The 15,713-nt window shown below is 64.7% G+C and carries 14 protein-coding genes; 2 read left to right on the forward strand and 12 right to left on the reverse strand.

The genetic code is table 11. The features are described from left to right. Window position 1: 1 nt before the first annotated feature. From FJ956_RS14905 to uxaC, 4 genes are read right to left on the reverse strand one after another with little or no spacing between them, the layout of a single operon-like run. Window positions 2-1,282 (reverse strand): TRAP transporter large permease, encoded by a 1,281-nt coding sequence (locus tag FJ956_RS14905; RefSeq protein WP_140684173.1) that lies wholly within the window; start codon window positions 1,280-1,282, stop codon window positions 2-4. Between the two features lie 3 nt (window positions 1,283-1,285). Beyond that, window positions 1,286-1,867: a TRAP transporter small permease gene (locus FJ956_RS14910; protein WP_140684199.1), complete on the reverse strand. Its 582-nt coding sequence runs from the start codon at window positions 1,865-1,867 to the stop codon at window positions 1,286-1,288. Window positions 1,868-1,872: 5 nt separating this feature from the next. Beyond that, window positions 1,873-2,850: a TRAP transporter substrate-binding protein gene (locus FJ956_RS14915; protein WP_140684175.1), complete on the reverse strand. Its 978-nt coding sequence runs from the start codon at window positions 2,848-2,850 to the stop codon at window positions 1,873-1,875. Between the two features lie 36 nt (window positions 2,851-2,886). Beyond that, window positions 2,887-4,290, reverse strand: coding sequence for a glucuronate isomerase (gene uxaC / locus FJ956_RS14920; RefSeq protein ID WP_140684177.1), 1,404 nt, complete (start codon window positions 4,288-4,290; stop codon window positions 2,887-2,889). A 164-nt stretch (window positions 4,291-4,454) separates the two neighbouring features. Between uxaC and FJ956_RS14925 the strand changes: the two genes are divergently transcribed. After that, window positions 4,455-5,966 carry a mannitol dehydrogenase family protein gene (locus tag FJ956_RS14925; RefSeq protein WP_140684179.1) on the forward strand — a complete coding sequence of 504 codons (1,512 nt, stop codon included), beginning with the start codon at window positions 4,455-4,457 and terminating at the stop codon, window positions 5,964-5,966. A gap of 187 nt (window positions 5,967-6,153) precedes the next feature. Here FJ956_RS14925 and FJ956_RS14930 read toward each other — a convergent pair whose 3' ends face one another. From FJ956_RS14930 to FJ956_RS14965, 8 genes are all read right to left on the reverse strand, one after another. Further along, window positions 6,154-6,561: a F0F1 ATP synthase subunit epsilon gene (locus FJ956_RS14930; RefSeq protein WP_140684181.1), complete on the reverse strand. Its 408-nt coding sequence runs from the start codon at window positions 6,559-6,561 to the stop codon at window positions 6,154-6,156. Window positions 6,562-6,661: 100 nt separating this feature from the next. After that, on the reverse strand, window positions 6,662-8,215 hold the full coding sequence (gene atpD, locus FJ956_RS14935; RefSeq protein WP_140684183.1) for a F0F1 ATP synthase subunit beta: 1,554 nt from the start codon (window positions 8,213-8,215) through the stop codon (window positions 6,662-6,664). 69 nt (window positions 8,216-8,284) lie between these two features. After that, entirely contained in the window at window positions 8,285-9,169 is an 885-nt protein-coding gene (locus FJ956_RS14940) for a F0F1 ATP synthase subunit gamma (RefSeq protein WP_140684184.1), read from the reverse strand. Window positions 9,170-9,198: 29 nt separating this feature from the next. Continuing rightward, window positions 9,199-10,728, reverse strand: coding sequence for a F0F1 ATP synthase subunit alpha (gene atpA, locus FJ956_RS14945; protein ID WP_140684186.1), 1,530 nt, complete (start codon window positions 10,726-10,728; stop codon window positions 9,199-9,201). Further along, window positions 10,728-11,288 (reverse strand): F0F1 ATP synthase subunit delta, encoded by a 561-nt coding sequence (locus FJ956_RS14950; RefSeq protein ID WP_140684188.1) that lies wholly within the window; start codon window positions 11,286-11,288, stop codon window positions 10,728-10,730. The genes atpA and FJ956_RS14950 overlap by 1 nt, the downstream gene beginning before the upstream one ends. Window positions 11,289-11,523: 235 nt before the next feature. Continuing rightward, the gene (locus FJ956_RS14955) at window positions 11,524-11,919 is read right to left on the reverse strand and encodes a DUF4345 family protein (protein WP_140684190.1); all 396 of its coding nucleotides are present in this window, start codon (window positions 11,917-11,919) and stop codon (window positions 11,524-11,526) included. A 94-nt stretch (window positions 11,920-12,013) separates the two neighbouring features. After that, complete coding sequence (locus FJ956_RS14960) at window positions 12,014-12,709, reverse strand: aspartate/glutamate racemase family protein (RefSeq protein WP_140684191.1); 696 nt, start codon at window positions 12,707-12,709, stop codon at window positions 12,014-12,016. A 31-nt stretch (window positions 12,710-12,740) separates the two neighbouring features. After that, window positions 12,741-14,924 (reverse strand): primosomal protein N', encoded by a 2,184-nt coding sequence (locus tag FJ956_RS14965; RefSeq protein ID WP_140684193.1) that lies wholly within the window; start codon window positions 14,922-14,924, stop codon window positions 12,741-12,743. Between the two features lie 90 nt (window positions 14,925-15,014). Here FJ956_RS14965 and fsa point away from each other — a divergent pair, with 90 nt between their 5' ends. Further along, window positions 15,015-15,671, forward strand: a complete 657-nt coding sequence (gene fsa / locus FJ956_RS14970; RefSeq protein ID WP_140684195.1) for a fructose-6-phosphate aldolase — start codon at window positions 15,015-15,017, stop codon at window positions 15,669-15,671. Window positions 15,672-15,713: the final 42 nt, after the last annotated feature.

The following is a 15,713-nucleotide window of genomic DNA, read 5'->3' on the forward strand; positions in this document are numbered from 1 at the left end:
CCTAGTGGAACAGGCTCGGCAGCCACAATGAGATTTCCGGTATGTAGGTGACAAGCATCAGCACCATGAAGGCCGCTCCATAGAACGGCCAGATCGAGCGCATTGCCGTCCAGATGGGAATGCGGCCGATGGCGCAACTGACGAACAGCACCGCGCCCACTGGCGGCGTGCAGAGGCCGATGCCGAGATTGAGGATCAGGATGACGCCGAAATGCACGGGATCGACGCCATAGGCCATGACCACCGGCAGGAAGATCGGCGTGGTGATGATGATGAGCGGCGACATGTCCATGAATGTGCCGAGGATGAGCAGGACGACATTGATCAGGAGCAGTATGACCAGCTTGTTGTCGGACACGGACTGCAAAAACGCGACGAGCGCTGCCGGAACCCGGAGATAGGCCAGCAGCCAGCCGAAGGCCGCGGCGCAGCCGATAATCATCAACACCATCGCTGTCGTGCGCACCGCCGCGGTGGTCGCGGTGACGAAATCGTTCCAGCTCATCGACCGGTAGATGATCAACGTCACCAGGAAAGCATAGACGATGGCAATGCAGGAGCTTTCGGTGGCGGTGAAGATGCCGGAGCGGACGCCGCCAAAGATGATGCCGATCAGGATCAGCCCGGGAATGGCGGCGACAAGCAGCTGCAAGGCCCGGCCGAAACCGGCAAAAGGTTCCGTCGGATAGCCGCGCCGGCTTGCCACCAGATAGGCGGTGACCATCAGAGACAGGGCCAGCAACAGCCCCGGCAGAACGCCGGCGGTGAAAAGATCCGCGATCGAGATGCGGCCGCCGGCCGAGATCGAATAGATGATCATGTTGTGCGACGGCGGGATCAGCAGCGCAATGATGGCGCCGACGGAGGTGATGTTGACGGCATAGTCGACGCCGTAGCCACGCGCCTTCATCTGCGGGATCATCAGCCCGCCGACCGCTGAGGCATCGGCCACCGCCGAACCGGAAATGCCGCCGAACATGGTCGACGCGGCAATGTTGACTTGGCCCAGACCGCCGCGCAGGTGGCCGACCAGGGACCCGGCCAATGCCACCAGGCGGGCGGCGATGCCGCCGCGAACCATAAGGTCGCCGGCGAAGATGAAGAACGGGATGGCCATCAGCGAAAAGACGCTGACGCCGGAATTGAGCCGCTGGAACACCACGACGGGTGGCAGGCCGATCGTCAGGATCGTCGCGAAGCTGGCGACGCCGAGGCAGAACGCGATCGGCGTGCCGATAACCAGCAGGAAGACGAAAGTGCCGAAAAGCACGATCAGCGCCATGGTTCAAAGCTCCTCGCCGGTCGCGTAGATGTCGGCATCGACCGGCAGCCCGGCAAAGCGCCCCGCCAGCCGCTCGAGTGAAAACAGGCAGACCAGCCCGCCCCCCAGGATGACCGGCAGGAAGCTGACGCCGCCAGGCAAGGCGAGCGATGGCATCACCGTGTTCCAGGTCAGCCTGGCCAGCTGCACGCCATAGACGATCATGCCGGCGCCGAAGGCCAGCACGACGAGATCGGAAATGCTGCGCAGCACCGCCTTGGCCGAGGCAGGCAAGACATAGAGCAGCACATCGAAGCCGAGATGCGTGCGCTCGCGCACACCGACGGCGGCACCCAGGAAGATGAACCAGCCCATCAGCAGCACGGATGAGGATTCGGTCCAGCTCGGCGAACGGTTCAGCACGTAGCGCGAGAAGACCTGCCAGAAGATGATGACGGTCATCAGCGTCAACCCGGTGCCGCTGACCCATAGGGCCAATCGCGCAAGCCCGGAAAGGGTCCGCTCCACCCGCAGCCAGAACCCTTTCGGACCCGACCGGCTGGACGGCAGCGCGGAAGCCTCCGTGCCACCGGGCCCGCTGCCCATCCCGGTCATTTCGTCGCCTGGATACGGGCGGCGAGGTCCTTGAGCTCGGGCGTCGACAGATATTTGTCGTAGACCGGCTTCATCGCGTCGATCAGCGGCTGCTTGTCGATCTCGCTGATCTTGACGCCGGCCTTCTCGACGATGTCGCGCGACTTCTTCTCCTGCGCGTCCCACAGCTCGCGCATCTTGACGACGCTGTCCTTGGCCGCCTGGCGCACGATGGCCTGGTCTTCCGGCGCGAGCTTGTCCCAGCTTGCCTTCGACATAACCAGCACTTCCGGCACGATCTGGTGCTGATCCAGCGTGTAGTGCTTGGCGACCTCGTAATGCTTGGCGGATTCGAAGCTCGGCCAGTTGTTCTCGGCGCCGTCGATGACGCCGGTCTGCAGCGCCGAATAGACCTCGCCATAGGCCATCGGCGTGGCGTTGGCGCCAAGCGCGTTCACCATGTCGACAAAGACGTCTGACTGGATGACGCGGAACTTCATGCCCTTCATGTCTGCCATCGAGGCGATGTCCTTCTTGGTGTTGTAGAAGGAGCGCGCACCGGAATCGTAGAAGGCGAGTCCGACAAGGTCATGCGCTTCGAAGGCCTTCAGGATCTCGTCGCCGATCGGCCCGTCCATGACATGGCGCATATGCTCGACCGAGCGGAAGATGTAGGGCAACGACGGCACAGCGGTTTCCGGCACGATGCCGTTGAACGGCCCCATGGAGACGCGATCGAGGTCGATGACGCCGGCCTGGGTCTGCTCGATCGTGTCCTTTTCCTCGCCGAGCTGCGCCGAATGATAGACCTCGATCGAATAGCGCCCGTTGGTGCGCTGCTTGATCAGCTCGCCCATGTATTTGGCCGCCTCGACCGTCGGATAGCCGTCAGGATGGGTGTCCGAGGAGCGCAGGACGGTTTCGGCCTGCGCGGCGCCGATCATCAAGGACCCGATGGCGAATGTCGCCGCCAGCAATCTCGAAATACGCAACATGTCTTTCCTCCCTTCAAAAATCATGGATGCCCTGGCTCAGAGTCGATACGCCTTCTTAGCAAGCGAGTAGGCAAGCTGCCCCGCCAGCTCATGCGCCTCCTCCTCCCGGAGGCGATGCTCGGCGACCAGCCGCGCCAGAAAGGCGCAGTCGACACGCCGCGCGACGTCGTGGCGCGCCGGAATCGACGGGAAGGCGCGCGTGTCGTCGTTGAAGCCGACGGTGTTGTAGAAGCCCGCCGTCTCGGTGGTCATCTCGCGGAAGCGGCGCATGCCTTCCGGGCTGTCGTGGAACCACCACGCCGGTCCAAGCTTGAGCGCCGGATAGATGCCGGCGAGCGGCGCCAGCTCGCGCGCATAGCTCGTCTCGTCGAGCGTGAACAGGATGATCGTGAGGTCGCGCTCCAGCCCGACGCAGTCGAGCAGCGGCTTCAGCGCCGTCACATAATCGGTCCGGGTCGGGATATCGAAGCCCTTGTCGCGGCCGAATCTTTGGAAAACAGAAGGCGAATGATTGCGCCATGATCCAGGATGGATCTGCATCGCCAGGCCGTCTTCACGGCTCATCTTGGCCATTTCGGTCAGCATCTGGGCTCGGAACAGTTTTCGCTCACGCTCATCCTCGGAGCCGCGCCGGATGCGGTTGAACAGCTCCTGCGCCGCCGCGTCGGAGAGATTGGCGGTCTCGGCGGTCGGATGGCCGTGATCGGACGAGGTCGCCCCGAATTCCTTGAAATAGGCGCGGCGCTTTCTGTGCGCATCGAGATAACCGGCCCATGTGCCGGTATCGCATCCGGTGATCTCGCCGAGCCGATCGAGATTGGCCGAGAACCCCTCGAAATCGGGATCGACGACGGCGTCTGGCCGGTAGGCGGTGACGACGCGGCCGCTCCAGCCGCTGTCGCGGATCGTCCGGTGCCATTTGAGGTCGTCGAGCGCGCCTTCGGTCGTGGCGATCACCTCGATGTTGAAGCGCTCGAACAGCGCCCGCGGGCGATAGTCGTCGCGTTGCAGCAGCGTGGCGATCGTGTCGTAGGCGCGGTCGGCGCTGGCGGCGGTCAGCGGCTCCCCGATGCCGAACAGATGCCCGAGCACATGGTCGAGCCAAAGCCGCGTCGGGGTGCCGCGGAAGAGATAATAATGCTCGGCGAAGCGCCGCCAGATCGCCCGGCCGTCGGTTTCGACGGGTGCGCCGTCGAGCGTCGGCACGCCGAGCTCCTCCAGCCGGACGCCCTGGCTGAACAGCATGCGGAAAATGTAATGGTCCGGCACGATGAGCAGCTGTGCGGGATCCGGAAACGGCTCGTTGAGCGCGTACCAGCGCGGGTCGGTGTGACCATGCGGGCTGACGATCGGCAGCTCCTTCACATCCGCGTAAAGGTCGCGCGCCAATGATCGCGTTTCCGGCGCGAACAGCAGGTCCGGATCGGTCAATGCGGCCACGCGGCTCCTCCCAGGCTTCGCTATTGGTAGATCGGCCAGAGATAATGTCAACATACAAATATTATGTAGTTGTATGATGACTTTCGGAAGGAGCGCGGCCATTGTGCACGGTGAGAGCGGGTGTTACGTCGCTGCCGTCGTTTTCCGATCGGAGACTAGCTTCCATGAACGGCCGCCTGTCCAACGCCACCCTTGCGAAGCTGCCGGCCGAAGTTCTGGTGCCTCGCTACGACCGCAAGTCCGTCGCGCCCGGCATCGTCCATCTTGGCGTCGGCGCTTTTCACCGTGCCCACCAGGCCGCCTATGTCGATGCTTGTCTGGCGGATGGCGAGAGCGATTGGGGCATCACCGGCGTCTCGTTGCGCAGCCCTGACACGCGCGATGCGCTCAAGCCGCAGGACGGGCTCTACACGCTGGCAATCAGGGACAGCGCCGGCGAACAGCTGCAGGTCATCGGCTCGATCCAGTCCTTGCTCGTCGCCCCGGAGGACCCGGGTGCGGTGCTCGCCGCGCTGACCGACCCGCACATCCGCATCGTCACGCTCACCATCACCGAAAAGGCCTATCTCAGGGCGGCCGACGGCACGCTCGACAGCGCTCATCCCGATATTGTCCACGACCTCGCCAACCCCGGATCGCCAAAGACGGCGCATGGATTTCTCGCCGAGTCGCTCGCGCGCAGACGCGCGGCGGGCACGCCCTCTTTCACCGTGCTCTGCTGCGACAACCTGCCGGCCAACGGCGCCACCCTGCATCGGCTGTTGATCGAGTTCGCGAAATTGCGCGACGCCCAGACAGGCTCCGGCGAACAGCCGTTAGCGGGCCATATCGCCGACGAAGTGGCCTTCCCGTCTTCCATGGTCGATCGCATCGTGCCGGCGACCACGGACGCCGATCGCGCCCGCATCGCTGACGAGCTCGGCCTCGAGGACGCGTGGCCGGTGATGACCGAGCCGTTCCGCCAATGGGTGATCGAGGACCGCTTTCCCACCGGACGGCCGGCTTGGGAGAAATTCGGCGTCACCATGGTCGAGGACGTCGGCCCGTTCGAGGACATGAAGCTGAGGCTGCTCAACGGCGCGCATTCCGGCATCGCCTATCTCGGCCTGCTCAGCGGTCACGCCACCGTCGACCGCGCCTTTGCGGATCCCTCGATCCGTCAGTTCGTCGACTGGCTGTGGGCCGAAGCCATTCCAACCCTGCCGCAGGATGCCGGGCTCGACACAAGCGCCTACACGGCCGAGCTCGCCGCGCGCTTTGCCAACACCGCGCTCGCCCACCGCACCGCGCAGATCGCCAATGACGGCAGCCAGAAACTGCCGCAGCGCATCGTCGCCTCTGCCCTCGCCCGGATGGAGGCTGGCTTGCTGCCGGAGCATCTGTCGCTGGTTGTCGCCGCCTGGATCGCCGCATGCGCCGCACGCGGCGGGACCTTACCGGAGGGTCATTTCACCGATCCGCTCGACGCCGCCCTCAGCGACCTGTTCGGCCGCAATCTGCCGACGGCGGAGATGACGGCGGCCGCGTTCGATCTCGCCGGCTTTGCCAAGGGCCACGCGGAGCGGCGGAAATTGATCAAGTTTGTCGCCACCCACCTCGTCCATTTCAAGCAGGGCGGTCCGAAGCTGGCTTTCGCCGCGCTCGGCATCGGCAACGAGAGTGGAACAGCCGGATAGCGTTTGTGCCCGGTATTGCTCGACGGTGAGCCGGGACGGCTTCACACTTGTTCGCCGGCCGACCCGTTCACCACCTGCCGCGCGGCATAGAGACCCGTTCCCATTCGGGACTATCTCGCAACCGGAAGGCGGGCAAACAAAAAGCGGGGCAAGCCCCGCTTTCTCAAACGCCTGTCGGCAGCCGAAATCAGGCCGGCAGCAACGCGCCTTCCAGCGTGGTGAGCTGGCTGAGGAACTGCTCCGCCTTGCTGCGGCTCTCGTCGTCCTTGGCGTCGGCCGCGTCTTCCTTGGCCTCCTGGATGCGGCGAGCCAGATCGGCGCGATCGATGTCGTTCACATGCGTCGCCGATTCGGCAAGAAGCGTGCAGCCGGAAGGCAGGATGTCGGCGAAACCGCCGAACACGACGAAGCGCTCTTCCTTGCCGCCCGCGGTCTTTATCGTGACGACGCCCGGCTTGATGATGGTCATGACCGGCGCATGCTGCGCCATCACGGTCATCTCGCCTTCGGCGCCCGGAATGACCACGGACTCCACCTGCTCGGAAACGAGCAGCTTTTCCGGCGAGACCAGTTCGAACTTGAAAGCTTCAGCCATGATCAATTTAGCGAGTAGGGAATAGCGAGTAGCGAGTAGTGAAGAAACTCGCCAAACCCGTTGCTCCCTATTCGCTACTCCCTATTCGCTATTCGCTTTCTTATGCCGCTTCAGCCGCGAGGCGCTGCGCCTTCTCGACCGCTTCGTCGATGCCGCCGACCATGTAGAAGGCGGCTTCCGGCAGGTGGTCGTAGTCGCCGGCGCAAAGGCCCTTGAAGCCCTTGATGGTGTCGGCGAGATCGACCAGCTTGCCCGGCGATCCGGTGAACACTTCGGCGACGAAGAACGGCTGCGACAGGAAGCGCTCGATCTTGCGGGCGCGGGCAACCGTCTGCTTGTCCTCTTCGGACAGCTCGTCCATGCCCAGGATGGCGATGATGTCCTGCAGGGACTTGTAGCGCTGCAGGATCGACTGCACCTGGCGGGCGACCTGGTAGTGCTCCTCGCCGACGACCATCGGGTCGAGCATGCGCGAGGTGGAATCCAGCGGATCGACGGCCGGGTAGATGCCCTTTTCCGAGATCGCGCGGTTCAGCACGGTCGTGGCGTCGAGGTGGGCGAACGAGGTCGCCGGCGCCGGGTCGGTCAAGTCGTCGGCCGGAACGTAGATGGCCTGCACCGAGGTGATCGAGCCCTTGGTCGTCGTCGTGATGCGTTCCTGCAGCGCGCCCATATCGGTGGCCAGCGTCGGCTGGTAACCCACGGCGGAAGGAATACGGCCGAGCAGCGCCGACACTTCCGAGCCAGCCTGGGTGAAGCGGAAGATGTTGTCGACGAAGAACAGCACGTCCTGGCCCTGGTCGCGGAAATATTCGGCGACGGTGAGGCCGGTCAGGCCGACGCGGGCACGCGCGCCCGGCGGTTCGTTCATCTGGCCGTAGACAAGCGCGGCCTTCGAGCCCTGGCCGCCGCCCTTCTTGTTGACGCCCGATTCGATGAACTCGTGATAAAGGTCGTTGCCTTCGCGGGTGCGCTCGCCGACACCGGCGAACACCGAGAAGCCGCCATGCGCCTTGGCGACGTTGTTGATCAGCTCCTGGATCAGCACTGTCTTGCCGACGCCGGCACCTCCGAACAGGCCGATCTTGCCGCCGCGGGCATAAGGCGCCAAGAGGTCGAGAACCTTGATGCCGGTGACCAGGATCTGCGCTTCCGTCGACTGGTCGACATAGGCCGGAGCGGGCTGGTGGATGGCGCGCATTTCGACACCGTCGACCGGGCCTTCCTCGTCGACCGGCTCGCCGATGACGTTGATGATGCGGCCGAGCATGCCAGGGCCGACCGGGACCGAGATCGGCGCGCCGGTGTCATAGACGTTCTGGCCGCGAACAAGACCTTCGGTGGAGTCCATGGCGATGCAGCGCACGGTGTTCTCGCCGAGATGCTGGGCCACCTCGAGCACCAGGCGGTTGCCGACATTGTCGGTTTCCAGCGCGTTCAGAATGGCCGGCAGGTGATCCTCGAACTGCACGTCGACGACGGCGCCGATGACCTGGCGAACCTTGCCGGCGGCGCCGACCCGCTTCGTCGATACGCTTGCCGCCTTGGCCGGAGCGGCCGCCTTCTTCGCCGGAGCGGCGGCGGCCGGAGCCTTCGCCGCCTTGGGGGCCGGTGCCGCCTTGGCGGCGGTCTTCGGGGTAGCTGCTTTCGCCATCGTCTTTGCCCTTTTCGTCTATCCGTTGTTCACGCCGCCGCGAAGGTCTCGGACCCCGCCTGCGCGTGCCTAGAGCGCCTCGGCGCCCGAAATGATCTCGATCAGTTCCTTGGTGATCTGCGCCTGCCGCTGGCGGTTGTAGGTGATCGACAGCTTGTTGATCATGTCGCCGGCGTTGCGCGTCGCATTGTCCATCGCGCTCATCTTGGCGCCCATCTCGCCGGCCGCGTTTTCCAAAAGCGCGCGGAATATCTGCACGGCGATGTTGCGCGGGATGAGGTCGGAGAGGATCTCGCCCGGCTCCGGCTCGTATTCATAGACCGCGGTGGCGCCGTTGCCGGTCTCTGCCGTGGCCGAAGCCTGCCCCGCCGGGATGATCTGCTGCGCCGTCGGGATCTGGCTGATCACCGATTTGAACTGCGAATAGAACAGCGTGCAGATGTCGAAGCCGCCATCGTTGAAGAGGTGGATGACCTTGCGCGCGATCGCATCGGCATTGACGAAGCCGAGCGTCTTCACTTCGCGCAGGTCGACACGCTCGAGAATCATCGAAGCGTAGTCGCGGCGCAGGATGTCATAGCCCTTCTTGCCGACGCAGATGATCTTCACCTGCTTGCCGTCGGCCAGCAACCGGCGGACATGATCGCGGGCAAGGCGCGCGATCTGCGAGTTGAAGCCGCCGCAAAGGCCGCGCTCGGCCGTGCAGACGATGAGCAGATGCACATCGTCCCGGCCGGTGCCCGTCATCAGCGCCGGGGCATCGCCGCCGCCGCCGATCGCCTGGGTGATGTTGGCCAGAACCGCGCCCATGCGCTCGGAATAGGGTCTGGCTGCTTCCGCCGCTTCCTGCGCGCGACGCAGCTTCGCCGCGGCGACCATCTGCATCGCCTTGGTGATCTTCTGCGTCGCCTTGACCGAGGCGATACGGTTACGAAGGTCTTTTAACGAAGCCATGCTTCAAACCTGATCCCGTCCAGCTTCGTTCAAGCGAAGGTCTTGGCGAAGGCGTCGATCTCGGCCTTGAGCTTGGCGCGCAAATCGTCCGACAGCGCCTTCTCCTTGCGGATGCCGTCGAGCACGTCCTTGCCGGCCGAGCGCATGTGGCTGAGCAGCCCATGCTCGAACTTGCCGACCTGGTTCAGCGGCAGCTTGTCGAGATAGCCGTTGACGCCGGCGAAGATCACCGCGACCTGTTCCTCGACCTTGAGCGGCGAGAACTGCGGCTGCTTGAGCAGCTCGGTCAGGCGCGAACCGCGATTGAGCAGACGCTGCGTTGCCGCGTCGAGGTCGGAGCCGAACTGCGCGAAGGCAGCCATCTCGCGATACTGCGCGAGCTCGCCCTTGATGGAGCCGGCGACCTGCTTCATCGCCTTGATCTGCGCCGAGGAGCCGACGCGCGACACCGACAGGCCGACGTTCACCGCCGGACGGATGCCCTGGAAGAACAGGTTGGTTTCGAGGAATATCTGGCCGTCGGTGATCGAGATCACGTTGGTCGGGATGTAGGCCGACACGTCGTTGGCCTGCGTCTCGATGATCGGCAGCGCGGTCAGCGACCCGTTACCGTTGTCGTCATTGAGCTTGGCGGCGCGCTCAAGAAGGCGCGAATGCAGGTAGAAGACGTCGCCCGGATAGGCTTCGCGGCCCGGCGGGCGGCGCAGCAGGAGCGACATCTGGCGGTAGGCGACGGCCTGCTTCGACAGATCGTCATAGCTGATCAGCGCATGCATGCCGTTGTCGCGGAAATATTCGCCCATGGTGCAGGCGGTGAACGGCGCCAGGAACTGCATCGGCGCCGGATCGGACGCGGTGGCGGCGACGATGATCGAATATTCGAGCGCGCCGCGCTCTTCCAGCACCTTGACGAACTGCGCGACGGTCGAACGCTTCTGGCCGACGGCGACGTAGACGCAGTAGAGCTTTTCCTTCTCGGGGCCGTTGTCGTGCACCGACTTCTGGTTCAGCATCGTGTCGAGGATGATGGCGGTCTTGCCGGTCTGGCGGTCGCCGATGACCAGCTCGCGCTGGCCGCGACCGACCGGGATTAGCGCGTCGATGGCCTTGAGGCCGGTCGACATCGGCTCATGCACCGACTTGCGCGGGATGATGCCGGGCGCCTTGACGTCGACACGCTTGCGTTCGGTTGCCTTGATCGGGCCCTTGCCGTCGATCGGATTGCCCAGCGCGTCGACGACGCGGCCGAGCAGGCCCATGCCGACCGGCGCGTCGACGATGGCGCCGGTGCGCTTGACGGTGTCGCCTTCCTTGATGTCGCGGTCGGCACCGAAGATGACGACGCCGACATTGTCGGCTTCGAGGTTCAGCGCCATGCCGCGGATGCCGCCCGGGAACTCGACCATCTCGCCGGCCTGGACGTTGTCGAGGCCGTAGACGCGGGCGATGCCGTCACCGACGGACAGAACCTGACCGACTTCGGAGACCTCGGCCTCCTTGCCGAAATTCTTGATCTGGTCTTTCAGAATTGCGGAAATTTCCGCGGCGCGGATGTCCATCAGCCGACCTCTTTCAGTGCAAGCTTGAGCGAATTGAGTTTGGTTTTGAGCGACGTATCGATCTGGCGCGAGCCCATCTTGACGATCAGCCCGCCGAGCAGCGACGGATCGACGGTCATGGCGATGGCCACGTCCTTGCCGGCGATGCCCTTCAGCGTCGCCTTGAGCTCGGTCTGCTGCGCGGCCGTCAGCACATGCGCGGAGGTGACCTCGGCGGACGTCTCGCCGCGATGGTCGGCGGCGATCTGGCGAAACGCCTTGATCATGCCGGGCACCGCGAACAGGCGGCGGTTCTTGGCCACGACGCGCAGGAAATTGCCGACCAGGCCGGTGATCTTTGCCTTGTCGGCGATGGCGGCGATGGCCTTTGCCTGGTCCTCGCTGGAAAACACCGGGCTGTTGATCAGCCGCTTAAGATCGTCGCTGTCATTGAGCATTGACTCGAAGCTCGCGAGGTCAGCCTCGACCTTGGCGACTGAATTGTCCTGCAGCGCGAGCTCGAACAGCGAGCCTGCGTAGCGTTCTGCGACAGCTGAGATTGGCGATGACGATTGGGCCACGGACCGTCTTTTCTCTTGTCTGACAGGCCGCAGATTGTTGGCGCGAGCAAAAACTCTGGCTAAATCTTTGACCTTATTACAAATTTTCAAGCACGGAGATGCGGCTTCCGCTATCCCCTGCCGAAAGTCGATTGCCGTCTAGCACAGGCTTTTTAAGACCGCAATGCATCGTCCGGCATGGTTTTCAGGCACTTTTGTCGCATCACGCGGATAAGGCCAAGCCCAAGCGCCGAATTCACGGCACGAAGCCTAAGGCAAAGGCCAGCGGCAGCGCCGCCAACGCCAATTCAACCACGATCGAAACCCAGTTGAAAGGGGTGTTGGCGCCGTCCGACATCATCGACAAGAGCCTGCCGAAGGCGGTGAACAGCCAGGAGAAACCCAGCGCCATGTAAAGCAGCGGCTGCGCCAAAAGGATGCAGCACAGGCTGACGCCGAGATAGAAGCCCGACATGCGGCCGCGTCCCTCGGCGATCGCCGCCGCTTTCTCCGGCCTTGGCTGCAGGCGCAGCGCGCGAAACGCAAGCCCCGGCGCCAGGAACAGGAACAGGCCGAGGGCCAGGGTCACGACGGCGCTCGACCAGGCCAGCCATTCGCCCTGGCTCGCCGGCCACGGAAACGCGAAGTCCATAAAATCCCCTCTTATTTCTTGTTCTGAAACACTGGCATTCTAGCCAGGGAATGAAAGCGCGCCAGAGGATGGCGGGCACATTAGGTACAGCGCATCAAGCGAGCGCGAAATCGACCGCGGCCTCGGCATGGATGCGCGTCGTGTCGAACACCGGAACGTCGAAATCGCCCTGGCCGATCAGCATGGTGATCTCGGTGCAGCCCATGATGACGCCGTCCACGCCGTCGGTGCGCAGCATCCGGCCGACTTCATCGAGATAGGCGGATTTCGATTCGGGCCTGACGACGCCCTGGCAGAGCTCGTCATAGATCACCCGGTGCACCATGTCGCGGCCGGCCTGGTCCGGCACCACCGGTTGGAGGCCGTATTTGTCGGCAAGCCGACCCTTGTAGAAATCCTGCTCCATGGTGAAGCGCGTCGCGAGCAGCGCCGGCCGCTTCACGCCGGCATCGACGACGGCATGCGCCGTGGCGTCGGCGATATGGATGAGCGGGATCGATATGGCGGCCTGCATCGCGTCGGCGAGCTTGTGCATGGTGTTGGTGCAGATCACCAGGCCCTCGGCGCCGCCCGCCTCCAGCTTGCGCGCGGCTTCCACGAGAAGAATGCCCGCGCCTTCCCAGTCGCCGGCATGCTGCCGTTCGGCGATCTCGGCGAAATCGAACGACCACAGCAAGAGCTTCGCCGAATGCAGCCCGCCCAGCCGCTCGCGCACGATCTCGTTGAGGAGGCGATAATAGATCGCCGTCGATTCCCAGCTCATGCCGCCGATCAGGCCGAGGGTTTTCATAGCAACCACTCCGTTGGGACTGTCTCTCAGCTTATAGGAAGCTCTGCGGGTCGATGTCGACCTGCACGCGAACCGAGCCGCGCAGCTTCGGCCCATTCGCCAGCATGGCGCGGATGAAACCTTGCATGTCGGCACGCCGCTCGCCCTGGATAAGCAGGCGGAAGCGGTGACGGCCGCCGATCAGCGACAAGGGCGCCTCGGCCGGCCCGAGCACGAAAAGGTCGGCAGCCTGCGGCGCCGCCCGTCTCAGTCCCCGCGCATGGCCTTCGGCCTCGCCGCGTGTCGCGGCGCTGACGATGATGCCGGCGAGCCGGCCGAAGGGCGGCAGCGCCGCCCGCTCGCGCTCGGCGATCTCGCGCTCGTAAAAGGCTTCCGAATCGCCCGAGACGATCGCCCGCATCACCGGGTGGTCCGGCTGGTAGGTCTGCAGGAGGCCGAGGCTCTTCTTGCCGGTGCGGCCGGCGCGCCCCGTCACCTGGCTGAGCAGCTGGAAAGTGCGCTCGGCGGCGCGCGGATCGCCATTGGCCAATCCCAGATCCGCATCGACCACGCCGACCAGCGTCATGCCGGGGAAATTGTGACCCTTGGCGACCAGTTGCGTGCCGATGACGATATCGGCTTCGCCGTTGGCGACGGCCTCGAGCTCGAGCCTGAGCCGGCGCACGCCGCCCAGAAGGTCCGAGGAAAGCACGATGGTGCGGGCTTCGGGAAAACGCCCGACCACTTCCTCGGCGATGCGCTCGACGCCGGGGCCGCAGGCCACCAGATGGTCGAGCGTGCCGCATTCCGGGCAGGCCTCCGGCCGCCGCTCATTGTGGCCGCAATGATGGCAGACGAGCTGGCCGCGAAACCGGTGCTCGACCAGCCAGGCCGAACAGACCGGACAGCCGAAGCGATGGCCGCAGACCCGGCAGAGCGTCAGCGGCGCATAGCCGCGCCGGTTGAGGAAGAGCAGCGACTGCTCCTTCCTCTCCAGCGTGCGCTGCATCTGCTCCAGCAAGATCGGCGACAGGAAGCCGCCGCGCGCCGGCGGCGAGCGCCGCATGTCGATCGACTTCAGGTCGGGGAGTGCCGCCTCGGCGAAGCGCGACGACAGCACGGCCCGGTCGTAGCGGCCCTGGCTGGCGTTGACCCGGCTTTCCACCGACGGCGTCGCCGAGGCGAGCACGATAGGGAAAGTACCGATATGGCCGCGCACCACCGCCATGTCGCGCGCATTATAAAAGACGCGGTCTTCCTGCTTGTAGGCGGGATCGTGCTCCTCATCGACGACGATCAGGCCGAGTTCCTTGAACGGCAGGAACAGCGCCGAGCGCGCGCCGGCGACGACGCGCACGCCGCCTTCCGCAATCTGGCGCCAGACGCGTTCGCGCATCCGCGGCGGCAGGTCGGAGTGCCACTCCGCCGGCTTGGCGCCGAACCTGTCCTGGAAACGTTCGAGGAAGGCATGCGTCAGCGCGATTTCAGGCAGAAGGATCAGCACCTGCCTGCCCTTGTCGAGCGCCGCCGCTATCGCCTCGAAATAGACTTCCGTCTTGCCCGATCCGGTGACGCCGTCGAGAAGGGTGACATTGAAAGTGTCGGCCGCGATTGCCGCGCGCAGCTTCTCCGCCGCAACATTCTGATCCGGCATCAGCTCCGGCACGGCATGGCCGGGATCGGGCGCCACCACCACCGGACGCGGCGGGATCATCACCGTCTCGAACACGCCCTGTGCCCGCAACCCGTCGATGACGGTCGAGGACACGCCGGCGGCATGCGCCAGCCCGGAGCGCGTCCAGGCAAGTCCGCCCTCCGCGATCTCGAGCACCCGCCGCCGCGCATCCGTCAACCGGTCCGGTTCGGCCAGCGTGCGCTGCAGCCCCTCGATCCACGGCTCGGGGTCGAAAGCCTCGGGGGCTCTGAGCAGCATGCGCGCCACCATGCCGGGGGCCGACAGGGTGTATTGCGCGATCCAGTCGACGAAGCGGCGCATCGCCTTGTCGATCGGCGGGCAGTCGAATACCTCCTCGATCGGCCGCAGTTTCTTCGCATCGACGGTTTCGACGGCGCCGTCCCAGACGATGCCCGCGACCTGGCGCGGCCCGAGCGGCACGCGCACGATCGAGCCCGGCACCACGCGCATGCCAGGCGGCACGGCATAGGTGTAGGGCCGTTCGGCTGGCATCGGCACCAGCACGGGCGCGGCTGCGACAAAGGGCGAATCTTCCATCATCAGACGTGACCTTGCCCTGACTTTGGTCTAGATCAAAGGGGACCCTCGCATCTGCCTGGCTGGCGCCCGGCAATCCCCAAGGAGACCGCCATGAAATTTTTTGTCGACACCGCTGACATCAAGGAAATCAAGGAACTCAACGATCTGGGGCTGCTCGATGGCGTCACCACCAACCCGTCTCTGATCCTGAAATCGGGTGGCAAGATCATCGACGTCACCAAGCAGATCTGCGACATCGTCGAAGGTCCGGTTTCGTCCGAGGTCGTGGCGACCGAGTACAAGGACATGATGGCGGAAGCCAAGGTGCTGGCCAAGATCGCGCCGAATATCGCCATCAAGGTACCGCTGACGCTGGACGGCCTGAAGGCCTGCAAGACCATCCGCACCGAGATGAACCGCATGGTCAACGTGACGCTCTGCTTCTCGGCCAACCAGGCGTTGCTGGCCGCCAAGGCCGGCGCCTCCTTCATCTCGCCCTTCGTCGGCCGCATCGACGACACCGGCTCGGACGGCATGGAGCTGATCCAGGAGATCCGGCAGATCTACGACAATTACGATTTCAAGACCGAGATCCTGACGGCGTCGGTGCGCACGGTGAACCACGTCAAGCAGGCCGCCCTGATCGGCGCCGATATCGTCACCGCGCCGCCGGCGACGCTGAAGGCGCTGGTCAATCACCCGCTGACCGACAAGGGCCTCGCCGCCTTCCTCGCCGACTGGGCCAAGACCGGCCAGAAGATCGGCTGAGGCCGGAGCAACTCCAGGAGAAGTGTGTAACGATTTTCCGTC

The organism is Mesorhizobium sp. B2-4-3, from assembly GCF_006442815.1.
Lineage (GTDB): Bacteria > Pseudomonadota > Alphaproteobacteria > Rhizobiales > Rhizobiaceae > Mesorhizobium.